At 62.9% G+C, this 22,928-nt stretch carries 22 protein-coding genes; 14 read left to right on the top strand and 8 right to left on the bottom strand.

The features are described from left to right. Nucleotides 1-100: 100 nt before the first annotated feature. On the bottom strand, nt 101-541 hold the full coding sequence (gene dtd / locus AB6O04_RS07495) for a D-aminoacyl-tRNA deacylase (protein ID WP_368563215.1): 441 nt from the start codon (nt 539-541) through the stop codon (nt 101-103). Nucleotides 542-737: 196 nt separating this feature from the next. Between dtd and AB6O04_RS07490 the strand changes: the two genes are divergently transcribed. The 3 genes from AB6O04_RS07490 to AB6O04_RS07480 all read left to right on the top strand — a co-directional run bounded on the left by AB6O04_RS07490 (nt 738) and on the right by AB6O04_RS07480 (nt 3,883). Further along, nucleotides 738-1,637 carry a lauroyl acyltransferase gene (locus AB6O04_RS07490; protein ID WP_368563214.1) on the top strand — a complete coding sequence of 300 codons (900 nt, stop codon included), beginning with the start codon at nt 738-740 and terminating at the stop codon, nt 1,635-1,637. Between the two features lie 189 nt (nt 1,638-1,826). Next, nucleotides 1,827-2,366 carry a PH domain-containing protein gene (locus AB6O04_RS07485; protein WP_368563213.1) on the top strand — a complete coding sequence of 180 codons (540 nt, stop codon included), beginning with the start codon at nt 1,827-1,829 and terminating at the stop codon, nt 2,364-2,366. Then, nucleotides 2,366-3,883, top strand: coding sequence for a PH domain-containing protein (locus AB6O04_RS07480; protein ID WP_368563212.1), 1,518 nt, complete (start codon nt 2,366-2,368; stop codon nt 3,881-3,883). The genes AB6O04_RS07485 and AB6O04_RS07480 overlap by 1 nt, the downstream gene beginning before the upstream one ends. On the opposite strand, the gene AB6O04_RS07475 is transcribed toward AB6O04_RS07480, so the two are convergent. Beyond that, nucleotides 3,872-4,951, bottom strand: coding sequence for a CDP-glycerol glycerophosphotransferase family protein (locus tag AB6O04_RS07475; RefSeq protein ID WP_368563422.1), 1,080 nt, complete (start codon nt 4,949-4,951; stop codon nt 3,872-3,874). The genes AB6O04_RS07480 and AB6O04_RS07475 overlap by 12 nt on opposite strands. Here AB6O04_RS07475 and AB6O04_RS07470 point away from each other — a divergent pair. Both AB6O04_RS07470 and asnB read left to right on the top strand, forming a co-directional pair. Beyond that, the gene (locus AB6O04_RS07470; RefSeq protein WP_368563421.1) at nt 4,950-5,777 is read left to right on the top strand and encodes a glycosyltransferase family 2 protein; all 828 of its coding nucleotides are present in this window, start codon (nt 4,950-4,952) and stop codon (nt 5,775-5,777) included. The genes AB6O04_RS07475 and AB6O04_RS07470 overlap by 2 nt on opposite strands. A 1-nt stretch (nt 5,778) precedes the next feature. After that, nucleotides 5,779-7,674, top strand: coding sequence for an asparagine synthase (glutamine-hydrolyzing) (asnB, locus tag AB6O04_RS07465; RefSeq protein WP_368563211.1), 1,896 nt, complete (start codon nt 5,779-5,781; stop codon nt 7,672-7,674). Nucleotides 7,675-7,943: 269 nt separating this feature from the next. Here the strand turns inward: asnB and AB6O04_RS07460 are convergent, their stop codons facing one another. Continuing rightward, nucleotides 7,944-8,891 carry a glycosyltransferase family 2 protein gene (locus tag AB6O04_RS07460; RefSeq protein ID WP_368563210.1) on the bottom strand — a complete coding sequence of 316 codons (948 nt, stop codon included), beginning with the start codon at nt 8,889-8,891 and terminating at the stop codon, nt 7,944-7,946. 113 nt (nt 8,892-9,004) lie between these two features. Between AB6O04_RS07460 and AB6O04_RS07455 the strand changes: the two genes are divergently transcribed. Then, nucleotides 9,005-9,727, top strand: coding sequence for a class I SAM-dependent methyltransferase (locus tag AB6O04_RS07455; protein WP_368563209.1), 723 nt, complete (start codon nt 9,005-9,007; stop codon nt 9,725-9,727). A 50-nt stretch (nt 9,728-9,777) separates the two neighbouring features. Beyond that, nucleotides 9,778-10,758, top strand: a complete 981-nt coding sequence (locus AB6O04_RS07450) for a glycosyltransferase (protein WP_368563208.1) — start codon at nt 9,778-9,780, stop codon at nt 10,756-10,758. Between the two features lie 6 nt (nt 10,759-10,764). Here AB6O04_RS07450 and AB6O04_RS07445 read toward each other — a convergent pair whose 3' ends face one another. Next, entirely contained in the window at nt 10,765-12,453 is a 1,689-nt protein-coding gene (locus tag AB6O04_RS07445; protein ID WP_368563207.1) for an ArnT family glycosyltransferase, read from the bottom strand. A 52-nt stretch (nt 12,454-12,505) separates the two neighbouring features. Next, a complete protein-coding gene (locus AB6O04_RS07440; protein ID WP_368563206.1) occupies nt 12,506-13,582 on the bottom strand; it encodes an O-antigen ligase family protein in 1,077 nt (358 codons plus the stop codon). 125 nt (nt 13,583-13,707) lie between these two features. Between AB6O04_RS07440 and AB6O04_RS07435 the strand changes: the two genes are divergently transcribed. After that, on the top strand, nt 13,708-14,016 hold the full coding sequence (locus tag AB6O04_RS07435; RefSeq protein ID WP_368563205.1) for a hypothetical protein: 309 nt from the start codon (nt 13,708-13,710) through the stop codon (nt 14,014-14,016). 3 nt (nt 14,017-14,019) lie between these two features. Here AB6O04_RS07435 and rsmB read toward each other — a convergent pair whose 3' ends face one another. From rsmB to def, 3 genes are all read right to left on the bottom strand, one after another. After that, nucleotides 14,020-15,315: a 16S rRNA (cytosine(967)-C(5))-methyltransferase RsmB gene (gene rsmB, locus AB6O04_RS07430; protein WP_368563204.1), complete on the bottom strand. Its 1,296-nt coding sequence runs from the start codon at nt 15,313-15,315 to the stop codon at nt 14,020-14,022. Further along, entirely contained in the window at nt 15,312-16,232 is a 921-nt protein-coding gene (gene fmt / locus AB6O04_RS07425; protein WP_368563203.1) for a methionyl-tRNA formyltransferase, read from the bottom strand. Before fmt ends, rsmB begins: the two co-directional genes overlap by 4 nt. A 124-nt stretch (nt 16,233-16,356) precedes the next feature. Continuing rightward, on the bottom strand, nt 16,357-16,869 hold the full coding sequence (def, locus tag AB6O04_RS07420; RefSeq protein ID WP_368563202.1) for a peptide deformylase: 513 nt from the start codon (nt 16,867-16,869) through the stop codon (nt 16,357-16,359). A gap of 131 nt (nt 16,870-17,000) precedes the next feature. Here def and AB6O04_RS07415 point away from each other — a divergent pair, with 131 nt between their 5' ends. The 6 genes from AB6O04_RS07415 (at nt 17,001) to AB6O04_RS07390 (ending at nt 22,810) form a co-directional block, all read left to right on the top strand. After that, a complete protein-coding gene (locus AB6O04_RS07415) occupies nt 17,001-18,125 on the top strand; it encodes a LysM peptidoglycan-binding domain-containing protein (RefSeq protein ID WP_368563201.1) in 1,125 nt (374 codons plus the stop codon). A gap of 75 nt (nt 18,126-18,200) precedes the next feature. After that, nucleotides 18,201-19,373, top strand: coding sequence for a DNA-processing protein DprA (gene dprA, locus AB6O04_RS07410; RefSeq protein ID WP_368563200.1), 1,173 nt, complete (start codon nt 18,201-18,203; stop codon nt 19,371-19,373). Next, nucleotides 19,370-19,843, top strand: a complete 474-nt coding sequence (locus tag AB6O04_RS07405) for a DUF494 family protein (protein ID WP_337343951.1) — start codon at nt 19,370-19,372, stop codon at nt 19,841-19,843. Before dprA ends, AB6O04_RS07405 begins: the two co-directional genes overlap by 4 nt. 170 nt (nt 19,844-20,013) lie before the next feature. Next, nucleotides 20,014-20,727: a pilin gene (locus AB6O04_RS07400; protein ID WP_368563199.1), complete on the top strand. Its 714-nt coding sequence runs from the start codon at nt 20,014-20,016 to the stop codon at nt 20,725-20,727. 63 nt (nt 20,728-20,790) lie between these two features. Continuing rightward, nucleotides 20,791-21,702, top strand: a complete 912-nt coding sequence (locus tag AB6O04_RS07395) for an RDD family protein (RefSeq protein WP_368563198.1) — start codon at nt 20,791-20,793, stop codon at nt 21,700-21,702. A gap of 52 nt (nt 21,703-21,754) precedes the next feature. Next, on the top strand, nt 21,755-22,810 hold the full coding sequence (locus tag AB6O04_RS07390; RefSeq protein ID WP_368563197.1) for an RDD family protein: 1,056 nt from the start codon (nt 21,755-21,757) through the stop codon (nt 22,808-22,810). Nucleotides 22,811-22,928 lie beyond the last annotated feature (118 nt).

Below are 22,928 nucleotides of genomic sequence, written 5' to 3'. Positions count from 1 at the left end.
CCGGCAGGAAAGGAGTAAGGAACCTAGCATTATACCGCACCGGACCCTCCCAAGTCCCTGAAAATGGCCATACCGCCGAATAGGCGGCAAAGCGGTTGAATCAGGGGCGTAGCAGGAAGGTCACAGGGCCGTCGTTCACCAGGCTGATCACCATATGGGCACCAAAGCGCCCCGTTTCCACCCCTGGTGGGTGTTTTTGCCGGCATATTTCCAATAGACGGTTGAAGCCATGTTCAGCCTCGGCCGGCGGAGCCGCGGTGGTGAAGCTGGGCCGCATGCCCGAGCGGGTGTCGGCCGCCAGGGTGAACTGGCTGACCAGCAGCAAGCCGCCGCCGGTGTCGGCGAGGGACCGATTCATCTTGCCCGCTTCATCGGCGAATACCCGGTAGCCGAACAGGCGGTCGGCCATGCGGGCGAATTGGGCTTCGCCATCGCCTGGCTCCACTGCCACGAGTGCAAGCAGGCCTGGGCCGATGCTGCCTATGACTTGGTTGTCGACGGTGACTGAGGCTTGGGTGACGCGTTGGATGAGAGAGAGCATGGGGGGGTAGTAAGCGGGGAACGGGGAACGGGGAAGCATTTCGCTTTTGCCCCCTTGACCAGCCGTTCGGCTGTTGAAGGGGGAGGTGAAGCAGAGCTCCTCGGCCGGCTCACCGCCGCTCCCCGATGTCGAGTAAGCAACTGCGACAAACATGCCCTGGAACCGCGCGTCAGACTGACCCGATAGACTTGGCCGCATGAAACCACAAACCCTGGCCAATCTGGCCTACCGTGCCGCAGCCCTGCTCGGGCGCCTGCCCTGGCCATGGCTGCACAAGTTGGGCGATCTGATCGCTTGGGTCTGGCTGAAGGCGGATGCTCGGGAAAGCCGGGTCGCCCGCCGGAACCTGGAGCTGGCCTACCCCGATCTGTTGCCGGGACAGCGGCAGGCACTGCATCAGGCCATCTTGCGCACCACCGCGCGACAGGCGCTGGAGACGCTGCGCTTCTGGACCCGGTCGCCCGCCGAGAATCTCACCCGGCTGCGCGAGCGTCATGGCGAGGCGCTGTACGACCAGGCGCTGGCTTCCGGCAACGGCGTCATCGTTGCCGCGCCGCACTTCGGCAATTGGGAGTTGTTGAACCAGTGGCTGTCTTCGCGCGGCCCCATCGCTATCGTTTACCGTCCACCGGAATCGCCCATCGGCGATGCGTTCCTGCTGCGCGTCCGCGGCGCCGACAACGTCCGCCAAGTGCGCGCCGAAGGCCCTGCGGTGCGGCAGCTGTGGAAAGTGCTGAAGGATGGCGGCGCGGTGGGCATCCTGCCCGACCAGCAGCCCAAGGCGGGCGATGGCGAATTCGCGCCGTTCTTCGGCGTGCCGGCATTGACCATGACGCTGGTATCGCGGCTGGCGGAACGTACCGGCGCGACCGTTCTTTTCGCCTGGTGTGAGCGCATCGGCCCGGGCCCGGACTTCGCGCTCCATGTGCGGCCAGCTCCCGAGGAAATCGCGGACGCCGACGCCATTGTCGCCACCACCGCGCTCAATGCCACGGTGGAAAGCATCGCCCGCCGTGATCCAGCGCAGTACCAGTGGACCTACAAACGCTATACGCTGCGACCGTCGGGCAATGGCGAGGACAATCCTTACCGCTGACGTATCGCGCACCGCACGGAGAGCGCACGGGGATATGGCACGGTGCGCCTGGCGGCTTGCACGCAGACGCGGTTCGATGAGCTTCTGCCGATGGTAAAGCACCTCAGCGCATGCTCAGCGGCTACGAGAAGGGCAGGATGGCGTGCCGGATCACAACACAATGGACGAACTGGGAACAGGCAACCTCTGATGACCGATATCGATACTGATCCCGCGCCGCAACTCCCTGCAGAACCGGTTCCTCCTTCACCCGCCGTGGTCGACGACAACTGGCAGCCGCTGCCCCGCCGCGGCGCTGTGTTGGCCGGCATTGGCGGTGCGATGGCGCTGGTGTTTCCGTTCGGCTTCGGCGGTTTCTTCCTGGCGCGGGCGACGGGGCTTGCTTCTCCCTGGTTGGTGGTTCCCGTCGCTGTCGCGCTGACAGCCGCGGTCGGCGCCTGGCTGGCGATCAAGCGCCATCGCCGCACCTTCTGGAAGCTGGACGCCGAAGGTTTCGCTCTGCGCCGCGGCAACTGGTGGCAGGTTGAAAGCCGGGTGCCTATCTCGCGCGTGCAACATCTTGATCTGAAACGTGGCCCGCTGGAACGCAGCCTCAACCTGTCCACATTGGTGGTCCACACCGCCGGCACCAAAATGGCCGCGGTGTCGGTTTCGGGATTGGACGCCGCGGACGCGGAACACTTGCGCGATCTCCTGGCGCATCAACTGGATCGCGACGACGCCCTGTGATGGACGCCACTGAAGAGACCTTCCTGCGCGAACGCCGACTGCACCCCTGGTCATGGTTGTTCGTGCTGCTGCAACAGCTCAAGCAGTTCATTCTTCCGCTGGTGGCGCTGGTGGTGTTCGGTGGGCGCGGCGACAATGGTTACGGCGGTTTCTGGGCTGATATGGCACCGGTGATCGCCATCGCCGTGCTGGTGTGCGTGTCCATCCTGCAGTACTTCACCTACCGCTATCGGGTGGGCCGGGATGGCCTGAGCGTGCGCGAAGGCTGGCTTCACCGCTCGCTGCGCGAAATCCCCTTTGCTCGTATCCACAACGTAGTGGTGCATCAATCTTTGCTGCACCGAGTCTTTGGTGTGGCCGAAGTACGCCTGGAATCGGCAGGTGGACGAAAGCCGGAAGCGCAGATGCGTGTGCTGAGCCTGGACGACGCACTGGCGCTGGAAAACCTGATCAAGCACCGCGGGCACATCGACGATCAGGCCGATGGCGATACGTCCGCGCCGGAAAGCGACACGTTATTGACGCTCTCCACTGGCGAAGTGATCCGTCTGGGGCTGATATCCAACCGGGGAATGATCGTGGTGGCGGCGGCCGTCGGCGCGGCCTGGCAGATCCTGCCGGAAAAGATGATGGGCAGGTATATCGAGGACTTTTCGCGGCAGGCCTTCGGTTATGCCGATCACCTGCAATGGGGCACGGCAGCCAGTGCCGCTGCTGCGCTTGCGTTGCTGCTGTTCGTCTTGCTGTTGGTGCGCGCATTGTCGGTCGTGCTGGCGCTGTTGCAGTTCCATGGCTTCCGCTTGAGCGAAGACCCGCGCAGGCTGATGGTCGAACGCGGCCTGCTGGCGCGGCTGAGGACCAGCGTGGCGAGGCGGCGCATTCAATCCTGGACGCTGCACGAAGGCCTTCTCCACCGGCTGCTTGGGCGGCGCACCGTGCGCATCGACACCGCCGTGGCCGAAGCCCCGAACCCCGGCGAGCAGCGCGCGTTGAAGGAAGTCGCGCCCGTGGCCACGCCCGAAACTTGCGACGCACTGATAGCACACCTGCTGCCGCACGCCGAGTGGCCCCGGCAGCGCTGGCGCCCGTTGCCTGTTGCCGCCTGGTGGCGGTTGTTTTTACCGGTCGCGATTTTCGTCTCTTTGCTTACAGCGGTGCTGATGTGGCGGTTCGGACCGTGGGCTGCCGGCCTGCTGCTGTGGCTGCCTATCGCCGCCTACGGCGCGCGGCAGCAAGCGCAACGCGCGGGATATGACGTGGATGACCGTTTGATCGCGGTACGCGGCGGCTGGTGGTCGCGCTACTGGCGTTTCGCCGAGATCGACAAACTGCAAGCCTTGCGGATGACGCGGTCGCCGCTGGATCGGCGGCTGGGGACGGCTTCGCTATGGCTGGATACCGCGGGCGCCACTGGCATGGTGCCGCCACTGCGGCTGCGCTTTCTTCCCGAAGCCGAAGCGCAGGCGCTCTATGAGCGTCTGGTGCGAGCACTGGCGCATCGGCGGCTACGCTGGTGATCCGGGTGGCGCTGAGGACCGTCCCCAATAGCGCAAATCCCGGCGGATCTGCAGCGCGCGCAGCCACGCGCCGATAGGTTTTGACCGTAGCGGGCCCAGTTCGCCAGTGAGCAGGCGTTCGGTGGCGTCGATGACTCGCCCTGAGGAACGGCCATCGCGGTAAGGATGGATCGCGTCGGCGTAGGCGGCCAGTTCGGATTGCAGCGCTGCCGAAGGCGCAAACGCATGCTCCAGCATCGTCGGCAGCGCGCTGGGTTCGGCAAAATCCAGCATGTGGGGTTTAGGGGCGCGGTTCCGAAACGTGACAACCGGTTTGCGTTGAACCACGAACTCGCTGACCACCGACGTAGTGTCGGCCACCAACACGTCGGCCGCGCGCTCGGCGCTGATCAAGTCCTCGGTTTCCAGGAAGACCGCGTTGGTGCCGGCCAGCGCGCGATAGCGCTGAAACAGTTCTGGCGCACATTTGGGGTGCAGCGTCAGTAGCCAATAGCGTTCGCCGGTTGCGATCTGCGCGGCGATGGCTTCATACAGATGCGGCGCGGCGCTCAAGCGCTCGGTGAAAGTCGACGCGAACATCACTATCGGCCGCCCATCGGCCTGCTCGCGCAGCCGGGCTACCAGCGGGTCTTCTGTTCCGAATAGCGGATCGAGCTTGGGCCAGCCGGTTTCCACCACCTTGAAATGACCCATATCCGCGGCCATGGCCTGGAATGGCGTGGTGGTGGCGGGACCTTGGGTGCAATAGAGATCGAACAAGCCGCGTACCCGGAAATGGCCGCGCGCTGCGTCTCGCTTTTCCACGTTGAAGCCATGGAATAGCTGGACCTTCGCACCCGAAACGAAAGTGGGCACCCAATTGGCGGCACTGAACACGGCGCGGGGACGCAACGCCACCGCCTGCTGCGCATCGGAGATCATCCGCACCGGTGCCGGCAGGCGCGAACCCGCGGCATTGCCGACGAGCCAGGCATGCACCCCATGACCGGCGGCTTGCAGCGCATCCGCCAGCGGTTGCAAGATGGGCAACGCATAACGTTCCGTCGCAAACAACAGGTAATCCGCCATCAACTCTTCCTCGCAGCCCGTCAGGCCTCCCATCTCAGCCTGCATTATCACGTTTAACGAGGCTGATCGTATCGGCGATTGCCTGGCTTCGCTGGCGTTTTGCGATGAAGTCGTAGTGGTCGATTCGTACTCCACCGACGCCACCGTGGCGATCGCCGAGGCGGCAGGCGCACGCGTACTGCAGCGGCCTTTCGAGGGTTTCCGGAGCCAGAAGCAGTTCGCGATCGAACAGGCCCGCCACGACTGGGTGCTGTGCCTGGACGCCGACGAACGGGTGAGCGATGTGTTGCACAAGTCGATTGAAGCAGCGCGCGATTCGGGCTTTGGCGATGCCGGCGGTTATCGTTTTGCGCGGCTATCGGATTATTTCGGCCGCTTTCTTCGCCATGGCAACGCCTATCCGGACCGAGTGCTGCGCCTGTTCGATCGCCGCCGCGGTGGTTGGCGCGGCAAGCGCGAAGTCCACGAGGCCGCTAGCGTCGATGGCCCGGTGCGTACGCTCGCGGGAGACCTGATCCACTACCCCTACCGCTCGCTCGAACAGCAACTCGGCAAGACGCAGCGCTATGCGCGAATGATGGCCGAACATGATTTCGCCCGCGGCAAGCGCGCGACTCTCGCTAAACTGGTGTTGTCGCCCGCGTGGCGCTTCTGGCGGGGTTACCTGCTGCGTGGTGGCTTCCTGGATGGCTGGCATGGCTTGGTCTATGCCTACGTTCGCGCCAACTACGTGCGGCAGAAAACCATCATGCTTTGGCTACTGCAAAATCAGCAGCCGGTCGTGACACCTTCTTCTACGCCTTCCGATACCGGACAGGAGCGCTAGCATGTGCGGTATCGCTGGCGCTTGGTCGCCTGTTCCGCACGATAGTGCGGATGAGTTGCATGCGTTGGGACGACGCATGGGGGAAACCATCGCGCATCGCGGGCCCGACGATGCAGGCACCTGGATCGAACCGCAGGCTGGATTGGTGCTGTCGCACCAGCGCCTGTCGATTCTTGATCTCAGTCCGGAAGGGCATCAGCCCATGGTGTCGACCAACGGCCGCTGGGTGATCGCCTTCAACGGAGAGATCTACAACCATCGCGAACTACGCTCCGAGTTGAGCGCGCTGGGACACGCCTTTCGCGGTCACTCCGACACAGAAGTGCTGCTGGCGGCTATTGCACAGTGGGGCGTGCAGGCAGCGTTGGAACGCGGCAACGGCATGCTCGCGCTGGCAGCCTGGGATCGACAGGAGCAAGTGCTGTGGTTGGCGCGCGACCGCGTTGGCAAGAAGCCGCTTTATTACGGCTGGGCATCGGATGGCACGTTCCTGTTCGGCAGCGAGCTGTCGGCTTTGCGTGCATATCCTGGCCTGCGCCCGCAGGTGAATCCCGACGCACTCGCTTTGTTGCTACGGCTGGACTATATCCCGGCTCCTTATTCGATCCTGCAAGGCATTTACAAACTGCCTGCCGGCGCGCTGCTACGCCTGGATGCTGCTGCGGTTGGCGCCGCGGATGCCGATCATCCGGTCACCTATTGGTGGAATGCCCGCGAGCGGCAGGAAGCGGCGATCGCACAAGGTTTCGATGGCGACGAAGAAGCCGCGCTGCATGCACTGGACGGTCTGTTGCGCGACGCGGTCGCGCTGCGCATGGAAGCCGATGTTCCGCTGGGCGCGTTCCTGTCCGGCGGTACCGATTCGTCGCTGGTGACCGCGATCATGCAGGCGCAGTCATCCCGACCGGTGCGCAGTTTCTCGATCGGGTTCGACAATGTGGTGCATGACGAAAGTGCACATGCGGCGGCGGTGGCGCGGCATCTGTGCACCGACCATACCGAACTTCATGCCGATGGTCGTGCCGCACTGGATCTGGTACCGCTGATGGCGCGCATGTTCGACGAGCCTTTCGCCGATTCCTCGCAACTACCCACCGCATTGTTGTGTCAGTTGGCGCGGCAGCACGTCACCGTTGCGTTGTCCGGTGACGGGGGCGACGAACTGTTCTTCGGCTACGGCCGGTATGCGCGCGCACTCAATAACAACGCGCGGTTGGAACGGCTGCCACGGCGATGGTTGGCACGCATGGCGGGCGATCCGGGCGAACGTGCGCGACTGGGCGGGCTGGCCGCCTTGCGTGCGGAACTGGCGTCCGGTGATCTGCAGGGCATCGCCCGAGGCCGCGTCAGCCGCTGGCGGCAGCCGGAAAAAGTGGTGCTTGGCGCGAAGCGTGTGCTGACCGCATACGACGATCCCACTGCGATGCCGCGCACAGGCACGGCCGCCGACGCGCTGATGGCGCTGGATTTCGCCTGCTATCTACCGGAAGACATCCTGACCAAGGTCGACCGCGCAAGCATGGCGGTCGCACTGGAGGCGCGTGCCCCCCTGCTGGATTGGCGGGTGGTCGAGTTCGCCTGGTCGCTGCCGATGTCGATGAAGCAGCAGGGCGGCACGCTGAAGTATCTTCCCAAGCGGCTGCTCGCCCGCTACCTGCCCGAGTCGCTGGTGCAGCGCCCCAAGTCGGGCTTTGGCGCACCGGTGGGCGATTGGTTGCGCGGGCCACTCCGCGATTGGGCCGAAGCACAGCTGGATGAGAGGCGACTGCGAGAGGAAGGCCATCTCGATCCAGTGCGAATCCGGGCGATCTGGCAGGAGTTCCAGGCAGGGCAACGCAAATGGCACACGCACCTATGGGGCGTACTGATGTTCCAGGCGTGGCGGGAGACGCTTTAACGGCGGAGCATCTGGCCGGACGCGGAAGTATTTCGACGGCGACCGGGATTGCGCACCATTTCGTAGTAACGCGCTCGCTCGTAGACCGCTCGCGCGCTTTCAACTCCGAATAGCGCAGAAGCTTGAGTTCCTTGTGAACCAAGGTCGGATTGTGTAGATGATTGAAGAGTGTCTTAGATTCTGCCGCACTACCGTCGAAACGCAGCGATTCATGCACTCGGGCATCCGTCCAGCTAACACGGTCGCGATTTGCCGCGATGCAGTTTCCGTCAGCGGAACGACCACAGATAGTGTTTGACTATCGAAAACCAGTGCTCTATGCGCTTGCGTAACGGCAACGGCGATCGCCAGAGCAGCCAGGAGTAAGCGCGAAATTCGAACAAGGTCGGCTTCTGCTTGGTCCGAAACTCCGCCTTGGCCAAGCGGGTCCAACCATAATCGACACCGGCAAGGCGGCGGTAATGATCCAGCATCCGTTCGCTGCGGACCATGTAATGGTAATAGGCGACGGGCGACCGCCCGTATTCGCTAAGTGCATTCTTGCCGTGTTCCCGATGCAGCACCAGCGGTTCGCCAATGTAGTATTTTCTTGCCCCGAGAATTTCGCTGCCGTACGACAAACAGTCGTCGGGTCGCGACTTCCATTCGGACGCCAGTTCCACCGGCAACTCGAATACCCGCGCCAACAGCTCACGGCGCAAGCTGATCGCGGAGGTGGCACTGGATTGCCAGCGCTGCACGAAGGCACCCATGAGCATCGAGTAACCCAAGTCCCGGTCCGGCCCTGCGGGCAGCATCATGTTGTCCTGCTGACCAAAGCGGCGCATGTTGCAGTACACGAAATCGACGTCCTTGCGCGCCATATAGATGTCGCGAATTCGGCTTAAATACCGCGGCTCCCACAAATCGTCGGAATCGAGGAAGGCCACCACATCGCCGGCGGCATATCGGAACGCACTCACCCATGCGGAAAGCTGCCCGCTATTGGATTGCGTGAGAAGAGTAACTGTGGCTTCACTCCCAAAGGCATGCCGCAAGACTTCCATCGACTCATCCGTCGATCCGTCGTCAACGACGATTACTTGCTGCGGCGGTTCATCCTGCGCCAGTGCGGACCGCACAGCGTCAACGACGTACTGCGCATAGTTGTAGCTGGATACCAGCACACTCACCGTAGGTCTTTCGCCGGAAGTGGTTGCGGGACTGCTTTCGCGCATGGGCAAAACACCTGATGTATGAATCATTATAGTGCACCCCTTACGAACAGGCGCCGCGAATCGCTGACCTGCCGCCCACCAGATCGTTGGCCAGGCCTGTACGCGAAGGCCGAATGGGCTCATCGTACGGGAGTTCATTAATTCTCGGCGACGCGACCTGCCGACAACAGGAGAAAACCCACGTGCAGAACCCGACGGAAGATCCTGACCGCCACCTCGACCTCGGTTGCGGCCGCTTCCCCCGCAACCCCTACGCGCGCGGGCATCTTTGCGGGGTGGATATTCGCCCCCTCCAAGATTCCGAAGGATTCGATTACCGGGTGGCGAATCTCATACTGGAACCCATTCCGTATCCAGACAATAGTTTCTCGTCCGTGTCCGCTTTCGATTTCATAGAGCACGTGCCCCGCGTGTTCCCCGGCGATGGCGGCACCATTTTCCCCTTTGTACGACTGATGGATGAGATCTGGCGCGTACTCGCGCCGCGTGGCCGGTTATACGCATTGACTCCCGCCTTTCCCGCGCCAGAAGCGTTTACCGATCCGACTCATGTCAACATCATTACCGACAAGACCCACGAATACTTCTGCGGCGAAAGGCCGATGGGGAGGATGTACGGCTTCCGAGGCGGATTCAAAGTACTGCGCTGCGAATGGGTCAGCCTTGCCGAACACTACAGCACGGTGCCGGGATCACCGGAGAACAGGAAGCCGCGCACGGGTGTCAAACGGGCGGCCGAGATCATGCGCAACCTGATCCGGCGGATTTCCGGGAGATCCGCTGCCGCCCGGAAGCGATATTTGCTGTGGGAGTTCGAAGCATTGAAGGATGACTGAGGCCGTGCTGATCTATATCGGAACGCCATGCAACTCACTATGACGGCGCCATGACCACACCGCTGATTTCGATCGCACTTGCGACGCATAACGCCGGTTCTTACTTGAAAGAACAGATGGCCTCGCTGCAAGCGCAAACGTATCCCAACATCGAAATCGTCGTCTCCGATGATGCGTCTACTGACGGCACTTATGAGTGGCTGTGCGAACAGGCCCTCCACGATTCCCGCATCCGCGTGCTTCCGCAGTTGGTCCGCGCCGGCTTCAACCGCAATTTTGCGCGTTGCTTTCAGGCGTGCGAAGGCTACCTGATCTCGCCCTGCGACCAGGATGATCGATGGTCGGTGGACAAGACTACGAAGCTGGCAGCGGCGTGTCCGCCAGGAGGCATCGTTTACTGCGATTCGCGCTTCATAGACGAAGCAGGGGATCCGTTCGTTGGGCGTCGATCGCGCATGTCCTCCATTAAGCGGATGAGCGACAACCCACCATTGCTCGCGCTGCTACAGGGAAACGCGATCTCCGGGCACGCCATGATGTTTGATCGTGATTTGCTTGACTCGCTGTCGGACCTTCCGGATATCGCCTTCTATGATTGGTGGATAGCGCTCACCGCCTCCGCGCAGGGTAGGCCATTGAAGTTCCTCGACGAACCATTGGTCGACTATCGCCGCCACCGCGGTGCGATTACATCAAAGTCGTCAAAAACCACCAGCAAGGTGGCCGGCTTGCAGCGGGCGCTGCAATCTTCAGAAATTCTCGCTGCATTGCCGGGCACGCTGCGAGTCGACGTGCTCCGACAGTACGTCGGAGCGGTGCAAACATGGTTCGGTTCATGGGTATCACCGCCCGCGTTCTTGTTCTTTTGGCGGCACCGCCATTCCCTGTTCTGGTTCGACGCTCCAAGGGTTGCACCGGGAAAGCGGGCCGTGCAATTCCTGTTCGGCTATCGGCTGTGGCACCTGCTGCGGCCGACTCGCTATCCTCGTGTCGAGCTCGGAGAAACGGCTGTTCCCATGGCTCGCGAATGAGCCGGCTCAGCGGCAAGAAGCCGTCGAGTGGTCCTTCACCAGCCACCAGCTACGGCGATTCGCCACTCCCAGCGGGTGGGCGCTTTCCCGATCCACGCAAGCGGGTAGCAGACCCGCTTGGATCATCAGTGCACGGTCGCCCGGACGTTCTCGCAACCAGGCCAACCCTCGCTGCCATTGCAGTTTTGTTGGCGCTTTGAAGCCAAATTCCTCCACTGGCCCGAGCGCTTGAAGCAGTTGCTGTTCGCGCCAACCCACTAGCCCTATCGTCGTATCGGCGCCGGCTTCCACGCGCGCCTGTTGCATCAGGTCACGCCCTGAGCTCTCGCCATCCAGTTGCGGCGCCACCAACACGCCGTAACCGATCCATAGGATGGCCACCATGGCCAGCATCAACGTCACTGCTCTGCGAGCACGTGTCCACACCGCTGCGACGAGGATCAGCGCGCCCATCGCGGCCACCGCCAACCAAAGATGGTCGGCACCGGTGCCGGTAAGACCTCTCTGCGCTTCCAATTTCAGCTCATAGCCCGGGTCGGCCAGCAGGGCCGCCAAGCCCGCTCCCAGAAACAGAACCCCTATCAATGCGGCTAACGAAAGCAGAAGCCAGCGCAAGCCCCTGCGCTGCGCGATTGCGGCCATGAAAGGTGCGGCCGACAGTGCCAATGCAGGAAGCGCGGGGAGGATATACATATCCCGCTTTCCCGAGCTGGCGGTGAAAAAGACCAGCACCAGTAACACCCACAATAATGGCCACCACACCCTCGCATCACGTTGGCGCCACGCGTCGCGCCATCGCCCGATCAGCCACGGAATAAACAGGGAAAACGGCAACCAGAACAACAGGATGACTTCCCCGTAGTACCAGAAAGGTTGATGGTGATGCCAAGCACTGACATAGCGGGTCGCGGTTTGCCGGAATAGCAGATCGTCCAGGTAAGCGCGGTGCTCGGGGTCGCCACTCGTCAGCGCGACAACCACCATTGGCACCAGCCAGAGCGCTATCGCCCCCAAGAAGGCCAGACCACCCAGTAACCAGCGCCCGGCTTGGCCAGCGGCTATAGAACTAACGCCGTGCCACGTGTCGCCTCGATTGGTACGCCACCGCATCCATACATAAGGCAGCAGGGCCAACAGGGCGAGGAACCCTACCCCTTTGCTGATCACACCCAATCCGGCGGCAAAACAGCCGAGCCAATACCATCGCCAGTTCGGTCCCGTCGACAGCACGTGCCGGCCGATGCCGTAGACGCCCAAGGTAATGAAGAACACCACCGTCGGATCGATCTGGGCGCGCTTGGCCTGGTAGGCGAACTGAAAAGCGCACAACACCGCACCCGCAGCCCAAAGCCCAGCACGCCGGTCCCATTGCCGGCGCGCGAAATCGTAGGTCAGCGCCAGCGTACCCAAAGCCGCCAGCAAAGAAGGAATTAGAAACGCCGCGTCCCAGTTCCGCACTAGCGCGTAAGCGCCCGCCAGCAACCAGAAGTAAAGCGGCGGTTTGTCTGCATAGAGTTCATGGCCGCGATGAGGAAACAGCCACTCGCCGGACTCCCACATCTGTTTGGCGACCAACACGAAACGCGGTTCGTCCGCCGGCCACGGCGACCGCAGGCCCAAGCCCGCGCCAAGCACCACCAGCGCGAACAGCATGAACCACCAGAAGTACCGCGCGTCCCCGTTTTCTTGATGCATTCGATCTGACCTGGAGGTATGGCGTGATGCCGCGAGCTTTCGTCCCGCCGAGCTAGGCGCGGGAACGGTCGCCGGGGCTCGGTTCTTTGAAACGAGACTCCAAGAACGCCATCCCGAGCAGGGCGCCGACGAAGACCGCGTAAGCGTTGGCGATCAGCGCATGCGCGAACATCGACTGCGTCAACCCGGAGAGGAAGCAAACCACTATCACCATGGCGCCTGCCCAAGCTGCTCCCCGGGTTGTGTGCTGACCCGAGCGGCGGATCAATCGCACAAACAACATCAGCGGCACCACGTACACCGCCAGTATGGCCAGCAAGCCAGGAATACCCATGGTGGCCGCCCATTCCGCAATGTCGTTATGCGCGTGATCCAACACACACATTCCCAGGCCCTGTCCCTGACATGCCGGCAACGCATCGACCATGGTGCCGAACCGGTCTATGCCCACCCCCATCCAGGGATTCTCGGCGAAGGTGCGGCCGGCCAGCGACAGCAACTTCAGCCTTGCGCCGATGGGGGTGTCCACGTCGCCTTGCGCGTACCGCGCCAGATCCGAGTTAACCACCTCCAGGCGCGTCTGCGAAGACAGGCCGGGGAGGCTCCACATGGCCAAGAGCAACAAGGCCGGCGCGGCCAGAGCAGCCGCGAGGCGCCACCAGCGCGCCTTTCCCGTTCCTCCCATCAACGCCACCAGCAGCAGTGCCGTCACTCCCGGAAGCGCGCCGCGGCTCCCGGTCAGTACGATGGTAGCCACACCCAATGCCAACACCGCGGCCAGCAGGATAACGGTCCATCTACGCCGCAGGGCGGGGCGAGCATAGATCGCGATTGCCAGCAGCATCAGCACCACGTTGGCGAAGACGATGGGATTGCCTCCGCCAGCGGCCCTGTCCAACCCACCTGATACCTGCCATCCGGCGACCCCGAACGACAGCAGAAGTCCGGCAACCGCACCGGCCCACAGACCGAAACGCGACACGCCCACCGCGTACACCAACGCAGCGCACCAGGGCATCACCAGGAGGCGGGAAACATTGTCCACCGTCCGCCACTCTTGCCCGGAGAACGCCATCGAGACGATGCAAACCAGCAAGACCGCCAGCGTGAGCCATGTGACCGCTTTCACCGGCGAATCCGGTCTGGACCAACCTGCCAATATCCTATCGGGCACCAGGAACGTCGAGACGACGAGCAGCACGCCAAAAACCGCGAGCCCTTTGGGGACCACTACCAAAGCAGTGGCGCACGCCATTGCCAGGAAAACGCATCGACGAGCTGCCGCGTGGCGCCAACTCCTCCCTGAAGGCATCGGTACTTCCCTTGTTGACGATTTTGAGTCGATTTCCACCAGCGAGCGATCCGAGTATCACATTGAGTGCCGCGGGTAATCCCATCATTCAGGTGCTTTCGACTTGGCAGGAAAAGCCCTGGTCAAATGCTCTGAAGATATTTAAACCTGACGGCGCAGTTGAAAGAAGACAAAAAAAAGAATGCGGCAGCCGGGCTTCACTCGGGGTGAACCGCACCTGGCACGAACAAGATTTTTGGCATGTTCTCTAGATATCAAACTTGTTTGACGATACGCGCATAAAAGAACCCGTCCATTCCATCCTCACCGGGCAGGCGCTGCCGCCCAGCGCCAGAAAGGCGGCCGAAATTGGTATCTAGTTGATCCGCTTGCGCGTTGGGCGCGCGTGCCAGGAACGCCGCGATCTGCGCCTCGTTCTCTGCCTTCAGCAACGAACAGGTCGCGTAGACCAGAACGCCACCGGGTTTCAGCGTTTCCCATGCGCCATCGAGCAATCGCGCCTGCAGCGCGATCAGCGCGGCGATATCGTCTGGGCGCCGGTGCAGCAACACATCCGGTTGCCGGCGGACGATGCCGGTGGCCGAACAAGGGGCGTCCAGTAGCACCGCGTCGAAAGGATGGCCGTCCCACCATTCGCTCGGATCGCCAGCGTCGGCGGCCAGGGTTTGCGCGTCCACGCCCACACGAGTCAGTGTCTCGCGCACACGAGCAAGCCGGCGCCCGTCCACGTCCAATGCCAGCAAGCGGAGCGACGGGTCGCGTTCCAGTAAATGGGCGGCTTTTCCGCCGGGTGCCGCGCAGGCGTCCAGTAAATAGGCCCCTGGTGGCAGCAAAAGCGCATCGGCGACCGCTTGCGCCGCGCCATCCTGGACGGAAACCTCGCCCTCAGAAAATCCTGGTAGCGCGGCGACCGAGACGGGAGTGTCCACACACACGGCATCCGACAAAAAAAGCGACGGCGCGGCCTCGATGCCAGCTTCGGCAAGCCGCTTCAGATAATTCTCGCGTGTGCCCAGGCGCCGATTGACGCGCAACCACAACGGTGCCGCCTGAGCGCTGGCTGCGAAGATAGCGTCCGCGTGTTCGGCCCAGTCATCGACTACTTGCTTGCGCAACCAGGTCGGCCAGAGCGCAGCCGGGTCGACTGGCGGGAAACTTTCGCGCTGCGCGCGACGCAACACCGCATTGACCATGCCCGCCTGATGCGCGCGACCCAGCGCGCGCGCCGCTTCGACGGTGGCCGATAACGCTGCATGCGGGGGCAACTGCAAGACATCGATTTGCGCGAAACCAGCGAACAACAGCGCGCGTAGCTCGCCATCGCGCGGACCCGGCGGCTTCTGCAGCCATGTGCGCAATGCAGCGTCATAACGTGCGCGCTGGCGAAGGGCCGAAAAACAGATTGCCTCCAGCAATGCCCGATCGCGCACGTCAGCGATCTGCGGCAATGTGGACGCCAACTCCGCCTTCAGCGATCGTCCGCGATGCATGACCGCGTCCAACGTACGCGCCGCCAATACTCGTACAGCGACACCGGCCAAACTGCTCATGACGTAACCAGGTCACGTCTCGCGTTGAGGTAGTCAGCCGCTGTGATGGCTTTGCCGCCTTCGCGCTGGATCACCCGCAGACGAAGCACGCCTTCACCGCAGGCGATATCCAGCCCGTGCTTGCTCGCGGTCAAAAGCGTGCCGGGATCGGCGGTATGCGCCTGCTCCAGGGCGACCGCGCCGTGTATTCGCAAACGTTCTCCCGCTACCACGGCTTCGGCGACCGGCCAAGGCTCGAATGCGCGCACTTTGCGCGCCAGCACAGGGGCCGGCTGCGACCAATCCAATCGTGCTTCGGCTTTATCCAACTTGTGCGCATAGGCCACGCCGTCTTCCGGCTGCGGCTGCGGGACCGGTCGGATGCCGGCACGCAACAGGCCCAAGCCATCGCTCAACACCGCCGCACCCATCTCGGCCAGACGGTCATGGAGCTGTCCGCCGGTCTCTTCGGCACCTATGGCTGTGCGCTGCGACAGCAGCACCGGACCGGTATCGAGTCCGGCCTCCATCTGCATCAGGCATACACCGGTTTCAGTGTCGCCCGCTTCGATGGCGCGCTGGATCGGCGCCGCACCACGCCAGCGCGGCAGCAACGAAGCATGCACGTTCCAGCATCCGTACCGCGGAATATCCAGCACGGCCTGCGGCAGGATCAGCCCGTAGGCCACCACCACGATCAAATCCGGCGCCAGCTGGCGCAGCGTCTCCTGCGACGAGGCGCGCTTCAATGAAACCGGCTGCAGGACCGGAATGCCACGCTGCGCCGCTTCCAGCTTGACCGGCGACGCCGTCAATCCACGTCCGCGCCCGGCCGGCCGGTCCGGCTGCGTATAGACGGCCACTACCTCGTTACGCGCATGCGCGGCGCAGAGACTGGGGACAGCGAAAGCCGGCGTGCCGGCGAAGACGATTCTCATAGAAGCGGGTAACAGGGAACAGGGAACGGGGAATGAAAGCACGCCACAACGGCGACAACGGGACCGCCCAGGTAGTAGGGAACCTTCATTCCCGGTTCCCTGTTCCCCGTTCCCGCTTTCGCTTCTACGCTGCGTTCTTGCGTTGCTTGGCCAGCTTCTTGCGCACCATTTCGCGCTTCAGCGGCGACAGATAGTCGACGAACAGCTTGCCGTCCAGATGATCCATCTCGTGCTGGATGCACACGGCCAGCAAACCGTCGGTGCTGATCTCGCTCGGCTGGCCGTCGCGGCCGATGAAGCGCACCGTGATCTCATTGGCGCGGCTGACGTCGGCAAAGATGCCAGGAACGGAAAGGCAGCCTTCCTGGTAAATCTGTTCGCCGGCTTTCTGGACGATCTCCGGATTGATGAACACCCGAGGCTCGTTGCGCTCTTCGCTGACGTCGATGACCATGAAGCGCTGGTGCACGTCGACCTGGCTGGCTGCCAGGCCGATGCCCGGGGCGTCGTACATGGTCTCGAACATATCGTCCAGCAGACGCTGGAATTCGGGTTCGGTGACCCGCGAGGGCTCCACCGGCACGGCTTTCGTGCGCAGGCGGGGGTCCGGGAATTCTAGAATGGGGAGCAGTGCCATGGTCTGTTTTAGGTGGGGGCGCCAGTGGAATCCGGCAAGGCCTCACGAATTCTAACGCCGGCGCTTGCTTTGCGTCAGAATTTAAGCAGTATAGGTGTGACCACCTGTCGGGGAATCAGGTAGATATCACCATGTTTAAAAGTTTTCGTACGGTTTTCGCCGTGGCGGTCCTTACCGTCGCGACCTATGCAGCTGCCGCCGAGATGGCGGGCAGCCACCCCGACACCTATGTGGTGAAACGGGGCGACACGCTGTGGGACATCTCGGCCCGCTTCCTCAAGAAGCCGTGGCTGTGGCCTGAGATCTGGCAGGCCAACCCGCAGATCAAGAACCCGCACCTGATTTATCCGGGCGATGTGATCAGCTTGGCCTATCTGGACCGCGTGGCGGTTCAGGAAGGTCCGCGTGAAGAGGCGCCGCTGAACGCCATTCCGCTGGCGGATATCGAGCCGTTCCTGAAGGACCTCCGCGTCACCGACAGCTTCGAGCACCTGCCCTACGTGGCGGCGCTGGAAGAGGACCGGCTGCGCAGCGTATCCGGCCAAGCCGTTTATGTTCACGGCCTGACGGATGGCCAGGCCGGGCAGCGTTATGCCATCGTCCGCCCGATTGTCCGTTACGCCGCCAATCCGCGCGGCGACGACCTGGATGCACGCGGCAAGACCACGGCTGGTGACGCCGACATGTGGCGCGACATGATCGCCCAGACCGGTAGCAGCGAATTCCTGGGCTATGAACTGAAGCAAGTTGCCCTGGGCACGGTGGTCCGCGGCGTGGTGCCCGGTACCGAAACCAGCACCCTGGCAGTCGATGCGGGTGGCCATGAGGTCCGCGCGGGTGATCGCCTGATTCCGGTCGAAGCCCAGCCGTACGATCTGCATTTCTTCCCGCATCCACCGGCAGCCCAGGTCGACGACAAACTGCGCGTCCTGGCCGTGGCCGACGCCCTGACCGCGGGTGGTCCGCGCGATGTGGTGGCCATCTCCGGCGGGACCCGTGAAGGGCTCGACAACGGCACCGTGCTTTCCGTCTGGCGCAAAGGCAGCCATACCGCCAACCGCATGAAATATCCCAATTCCTCGCGGATCAGCGAAACGCCGCAAAGTGGCGCGGGGCGGATTGCGCTTCCGGACGAATACGCCGCGCACATCATGATCTTCCGCACCTTCGACAAGGTGAGCTACGGCCTGGTGATGGAAGGCGTCAAACCCGCCAAAGTGGGCTACGCGCTGAAGCATCCGGACGCCACCTACTGATCCTCAGATATTTCCTACGCACCATAGAGACGGCGCCTTAGGGCGCCGTCTCTGTTTCAGCGCTAGGCTGCTCGGATGTCCACCGAATCCCTCGCCCTATTGAAACTCGCCGCCGCCGGCGGCGCCGTCGCTCCCCGCCGTGCGTTGCTGGATATGCATGGCACCGCCAGCGCGGTGCTGGCCGCTCGGGCGTCCGCATGGCGCGCAGGGGGGTTGAACGACCAGCAAATCCAGCGATTGCAAAGCCCCGACGAAACGGATCTGCAGCGGACGCTGGCATGGCTCGAATCGCCCGATCACCATCTGATTGGCTGGCAGGATGCGGATTACCCGCCCATGCTGCGCCGCATCGCCACCGCGCCTCTGGTCTTGTTCGTCGAAGGCGACCCGAACCTGCTCTGGCGCCCCGCAGTGGCGGTGGTCGGTAGCCGCTCGCCCACCGCCGGTGGGCGGGACAACGCCTACGCATTCTCGCGGGCATTGGCAGCGGCCGGCATCGTGGTGGTCAGCGGCATGGCCGCAGGCATCGACACAGCCGCGCACGAGGCTGCCCTGGCTGCGCCGGACGGCGCCACCGTCGCGGTATTGGGTACTGGCCCCGACGTGGCCTACCCACCGTCCAATGCAGGTCTGCGCGACCGTATCGCCGCGCACGGCGCGCTGGTGAGCGAGCACCCGCCCGGCACCAAAGCCATACAGTCCCATTTTCCCAGTCGCAATCGGATCATTGCCGGATTGGCGCTGGGAACCGTGGTGATCGAAGCGGCGGAACGCTCCGGCGCCCTGATCACCGCGCGCCTGGCCGGCGAGAGCGGACGCGAGGTGTTCGCGGTTCCCGGCTCCATTCATAACCCGCTGGCACGCGGGTGCCATCGCCTGATCCGCGAAGGTGCGGGCCTGGTCGAAAGCGCGCAGGAAGTGATCGCCGCTCTTGCGCCGCTGGCCTCGGAGTTGGCGTTCGCATTGCGCACACGACTGAATGAAGCTGAACCTGGACCCGTTCCCGGCGCGCGAGCAGTGCCGGGCGAACTGGAGCCCGAATACCAGAGGTTGTGGGAAGCGCTGGGCTTCGACCCTACGGGTATGGATCAGTTGGTTTCACGAACTGGATTGACGGCTGCCGAGCTGTCCTCCATGCTGCTGGTCATGGAACTGGATGGACGGATAACGGTCGAACATGGCCGTTATCAACGCAAAACTGGTTTCTTTACCTCCACAGCGTCATCGACGCAGGCCGAGGGGCAATGAAAGAGAGCATCCTGGATGTACTGCTGTATCTGTTCGAACACTACTTCACCGAAGACGCCGACCCCGTCCGCGATCGTGATTCGCTGCAAACTGGTTTGATCCAGGCCGGTTTCAGCCCTGCCGAAATCAGCAAAGCCTTCGACTGGCTCGATGCCTTGGCCGAACAGCGGCCTGCCGCGTCCGAACCCCGTGTGGGCGGACCTACCCGGGTTTTCCATGGCCCTGAGCTGGAGAAGCTCGATGTGGAATGCCGCGGCTTCCTGCTGTTCCTGGAGCAGCATGGCGTCATCGATGCGGACCAGCGGGAACTGGTGCTCGACCGTGCCCTGGCGCTGGACCAGGACGAACTGGACCTGGACGATCTGAAATGGGTCGTATTGATGGTGCTATTCAACCAGCCCGGCGCAGAAGCCGCGTACGCCTGGATGGAAACACAGATGTTCACCGACGAACCAGAGCCGGTACACTGAGAACCTGATCACGCTCCTGCTGCGCTCGGCAGGCGACCCGCGTGCGGTGCTCGCAATCCTTACGTATTCCACATACGCTGCGCTTGCTCCGCTCCGTTACGGGCCGCCTGTGTTCGCTCACGACGGATCGTAAATAGGTTCTGAGTCGTTGATTCGCTTCAGGGGGAAGCATGACGCAGTGGTATTACGCCGGCCGTGACAGGCAACGGCTCGGGCCGGTTTCGGCTGAAGAACTGGTGGCTCACTATCGTTACTCGCGCATTGCGCTGGACACATTGGTCTGGCGCGAAGGCCTGGAGCAATGGCAGCGACTTGGCGATTTCGCGGATGAGCTTGGGCTACTGACCGCCCCTGAATCCCCGGCGGCCACGCCCCCGCTGCCGCCTCCACCGCCTGCCGCCGACGCACCTTTCATTCCTTCCTCCCCGGCCCCGCGTCCAACGGGAATGTCGCGCGGAAAAATTCTGCTGATCGTCGCCGCGGTCATGGTACTGCCGTGCCTGGGCATCGTCGGCATTCTGGCTGCGATCGCCATACCTGCCTACAACGACTACACGCTGCGCGCCAAGCTGACCGAAGCTGTCGCAACCGCCAGTCCTTTGAAGACGTCGGTGGCCGAACATTACGCCAGTGCCGGCACCTGCCCCCGCAATGACACCGATGGTTTTGGCGCTGCGGAAAGCTATGCCGGCCGCTATGTCTCGCAGGCGACGATCGGCGAATTCGACGACGGTACCTGCGGGATCGAACTGGCCGTCGTACACATCGGCAACGTCAACCTGGACGGCAAGAAGATCTGGTTCGAATACGATCCCGACGACGGGTCCTGGGTCTGCTCTTCTGAGATCGACGACCGTTATCTGCCGGTCGCCTGCCGAGGTTGACGCCCGACGGCCGTGCTCGCACGGTCGCGCCGAAACCGCCACACACGTTAGGGAAGATCATCGATGTCCATTTGGTATTACGCCGATGCCGAGCGGCAAAGGCAAGGTCCATTCAGCGGCGAAGAACTGACCGGTCAATTCCGCGATGGCCGCATCACTCCGGAAACGCTGGTCTGGCGTGACGGCCTGAGCGAATGGCAGCGGCTGCATGATTTCGTCGACGAGTTGAACCTGAAGGATGGACACGGCGCGGATGACAACGCGCTTCCAGCTGCCGAACCTGTGGCCTCCACCGCCGACGCATCGCCCGATGCATCGCCCTACGCACCGCCCATGGCGATCGTTGCCGCTGAAGAAAGTTTTGTTGCCGGCCATGAGGTGGTGCACATCGGCTTCTGGAAACGCGCGGCAGCGTTGTTCATCGACTCCATGGTGGTCGGTTTTGCCTACTACATCGTGATGTTCATAGGCATGCTCGTGGTGGGTGTCGGTGCGTTCACGATGATCGGCAACGACTCGACCGCGGGCGGCGCAGCGCTAGTGGGAATGATGGGCTTGATCTATCTGCTGTACCCGGTCGTCAGCGCGGCCTACTACGCCGGATTCGAGTCCTCCAGCAAGCAGGCCACGCTGGGCAAGATGGCCGTGGGTATCAAGGTCGTCGATCGTGACGGTCGCCGGCTCAGCCTGAAACATGCGCTGGGTCGTTGGCTGTCGGCGGGCCTCAATTACCTGACGTTGTACATCGGTTATCTGATGGCCGCGTTCACCGATCGCAAGCGCGGCCTGCACGACATGGTCGCAGGAACGCTGGTGGTGGATCGCTGGGCGTATACCGCGCATCCGCAATGGCAGGTGCGCGGACTGGGGACGGTGGCCAAGGTCATCCTGATCGTCATGGGGGTTCTATACGGCCTGATGTTCCTGGCGATTGGCGCGGCAATCCTGATTCCCATGGCAATGCAAAACCAATGACAGATCCCGGCGCGGCAAGCGCCATAAGTGCTGACAGGCCATAGGAGGCCGCATGAATCAGTGGTACTACGTCGATAGCAACCAGCAGCAACAAGGGCCCGTGGATCAGGAGCAACTGGTGCAGCAATATCGTCTTGGGAACGTTGCCCTGGATGCGTTGGTATGGCGCGACGGTATGGGGCAATGGCAGCCATTGCGCGACATAGCGACGGAGTTGGGATTGTTGGCACAAGCGGCGGCGCCGCTTGAGCAACACGACGTCCGAACAACGGAACAGACGGAAGCCGCTCTGCCGCCCCGTCGCGCCGACACCGAAACAACCGAGGAACGGCCTATCACTGGCCGCGCGGTATTCACCGCGCGCGAGCCATCGTACGCGCAGCATGCCGCTCCCCACGCCAGTCAGGCTGAAGCCGTCGCAGCCGCCGCGGTGGCACAGGCCTCTGCCAGCAGCGGTTTCGATTCTCCCTATGCTCCGCCTGCAGCCGCGCTGACGGGACGTACACGCGTACTCGACGGTGGTCCGGTCGTCTATGCGGGATTCCGCAAACGCGCGGCCGCGCATTTTATCGACAGCCTGATCATAGGCGTTATCGGCGGCGTGATCGGCATGGTCATCGGCGGCATCATGGGCGCGGCACTGGGATTCGGTGGCGAGACTTCAGCCGGCGCACTTATTGCGATCCAAGTCGTCGTCCAGCTGGTTTCCCTCGGACTCACCGCCGCCTACTACGCGGGTTTCCATGCGTCCCGCTCAATGGCCACGCTGGGCAAAATGGCTATCGGCATCAAGGTGGTTCGAACCGATGGCGACCAGATCACGCTGGCACGTGGCGTCGGCCGCTATTTCGCCACCATCATCAGCGGCTTGACCCTGCTCATCGGTTACCTCATGGCGGCGTTTACCGAGCAAAAGAAGGCGCTCCACGACATGATCTGCGACACCTTGGTCGTCGACAAATGGGCCTTTACCGATCATCCCGAATGGCAGCGGGAAGAACTGGGCACGGTCACGGTGGTGGTGCTGGTCCTGTTCGGTCTGCTCTTCGTCGGTTTCATAGCGGTCTTCGCCTTAGTGGGAGCCCGCCTGGCCGCGTTCGGCGCGTAGCTGAAACCGGCGAATGGCCCGCAATTCCGGGCCGCCGAGCGGGCGGTAGCTTGACAGCCGCCCCTCCGGCGTGATTCCACTATAAATAGAACAAATCTGAACGCCCGGCGCCTCGGCC

Origin of the sequence: Pseudoxanthomonas sp. UTMC 1351 (genome assembly GCF_040948865.1) — a bacterium.
GTDB lineage: Bacteria > Pseudomonadota > Gammaproteobacteria > Xanthomonadales > Xanthomonadaceae > Pseudoxanthomonas_A.
The sequence above is the reverse complement of the archived record's forward strand: the minus strand, read 5'-3'. Positions and strand labels throughout refer to the sequence as shown.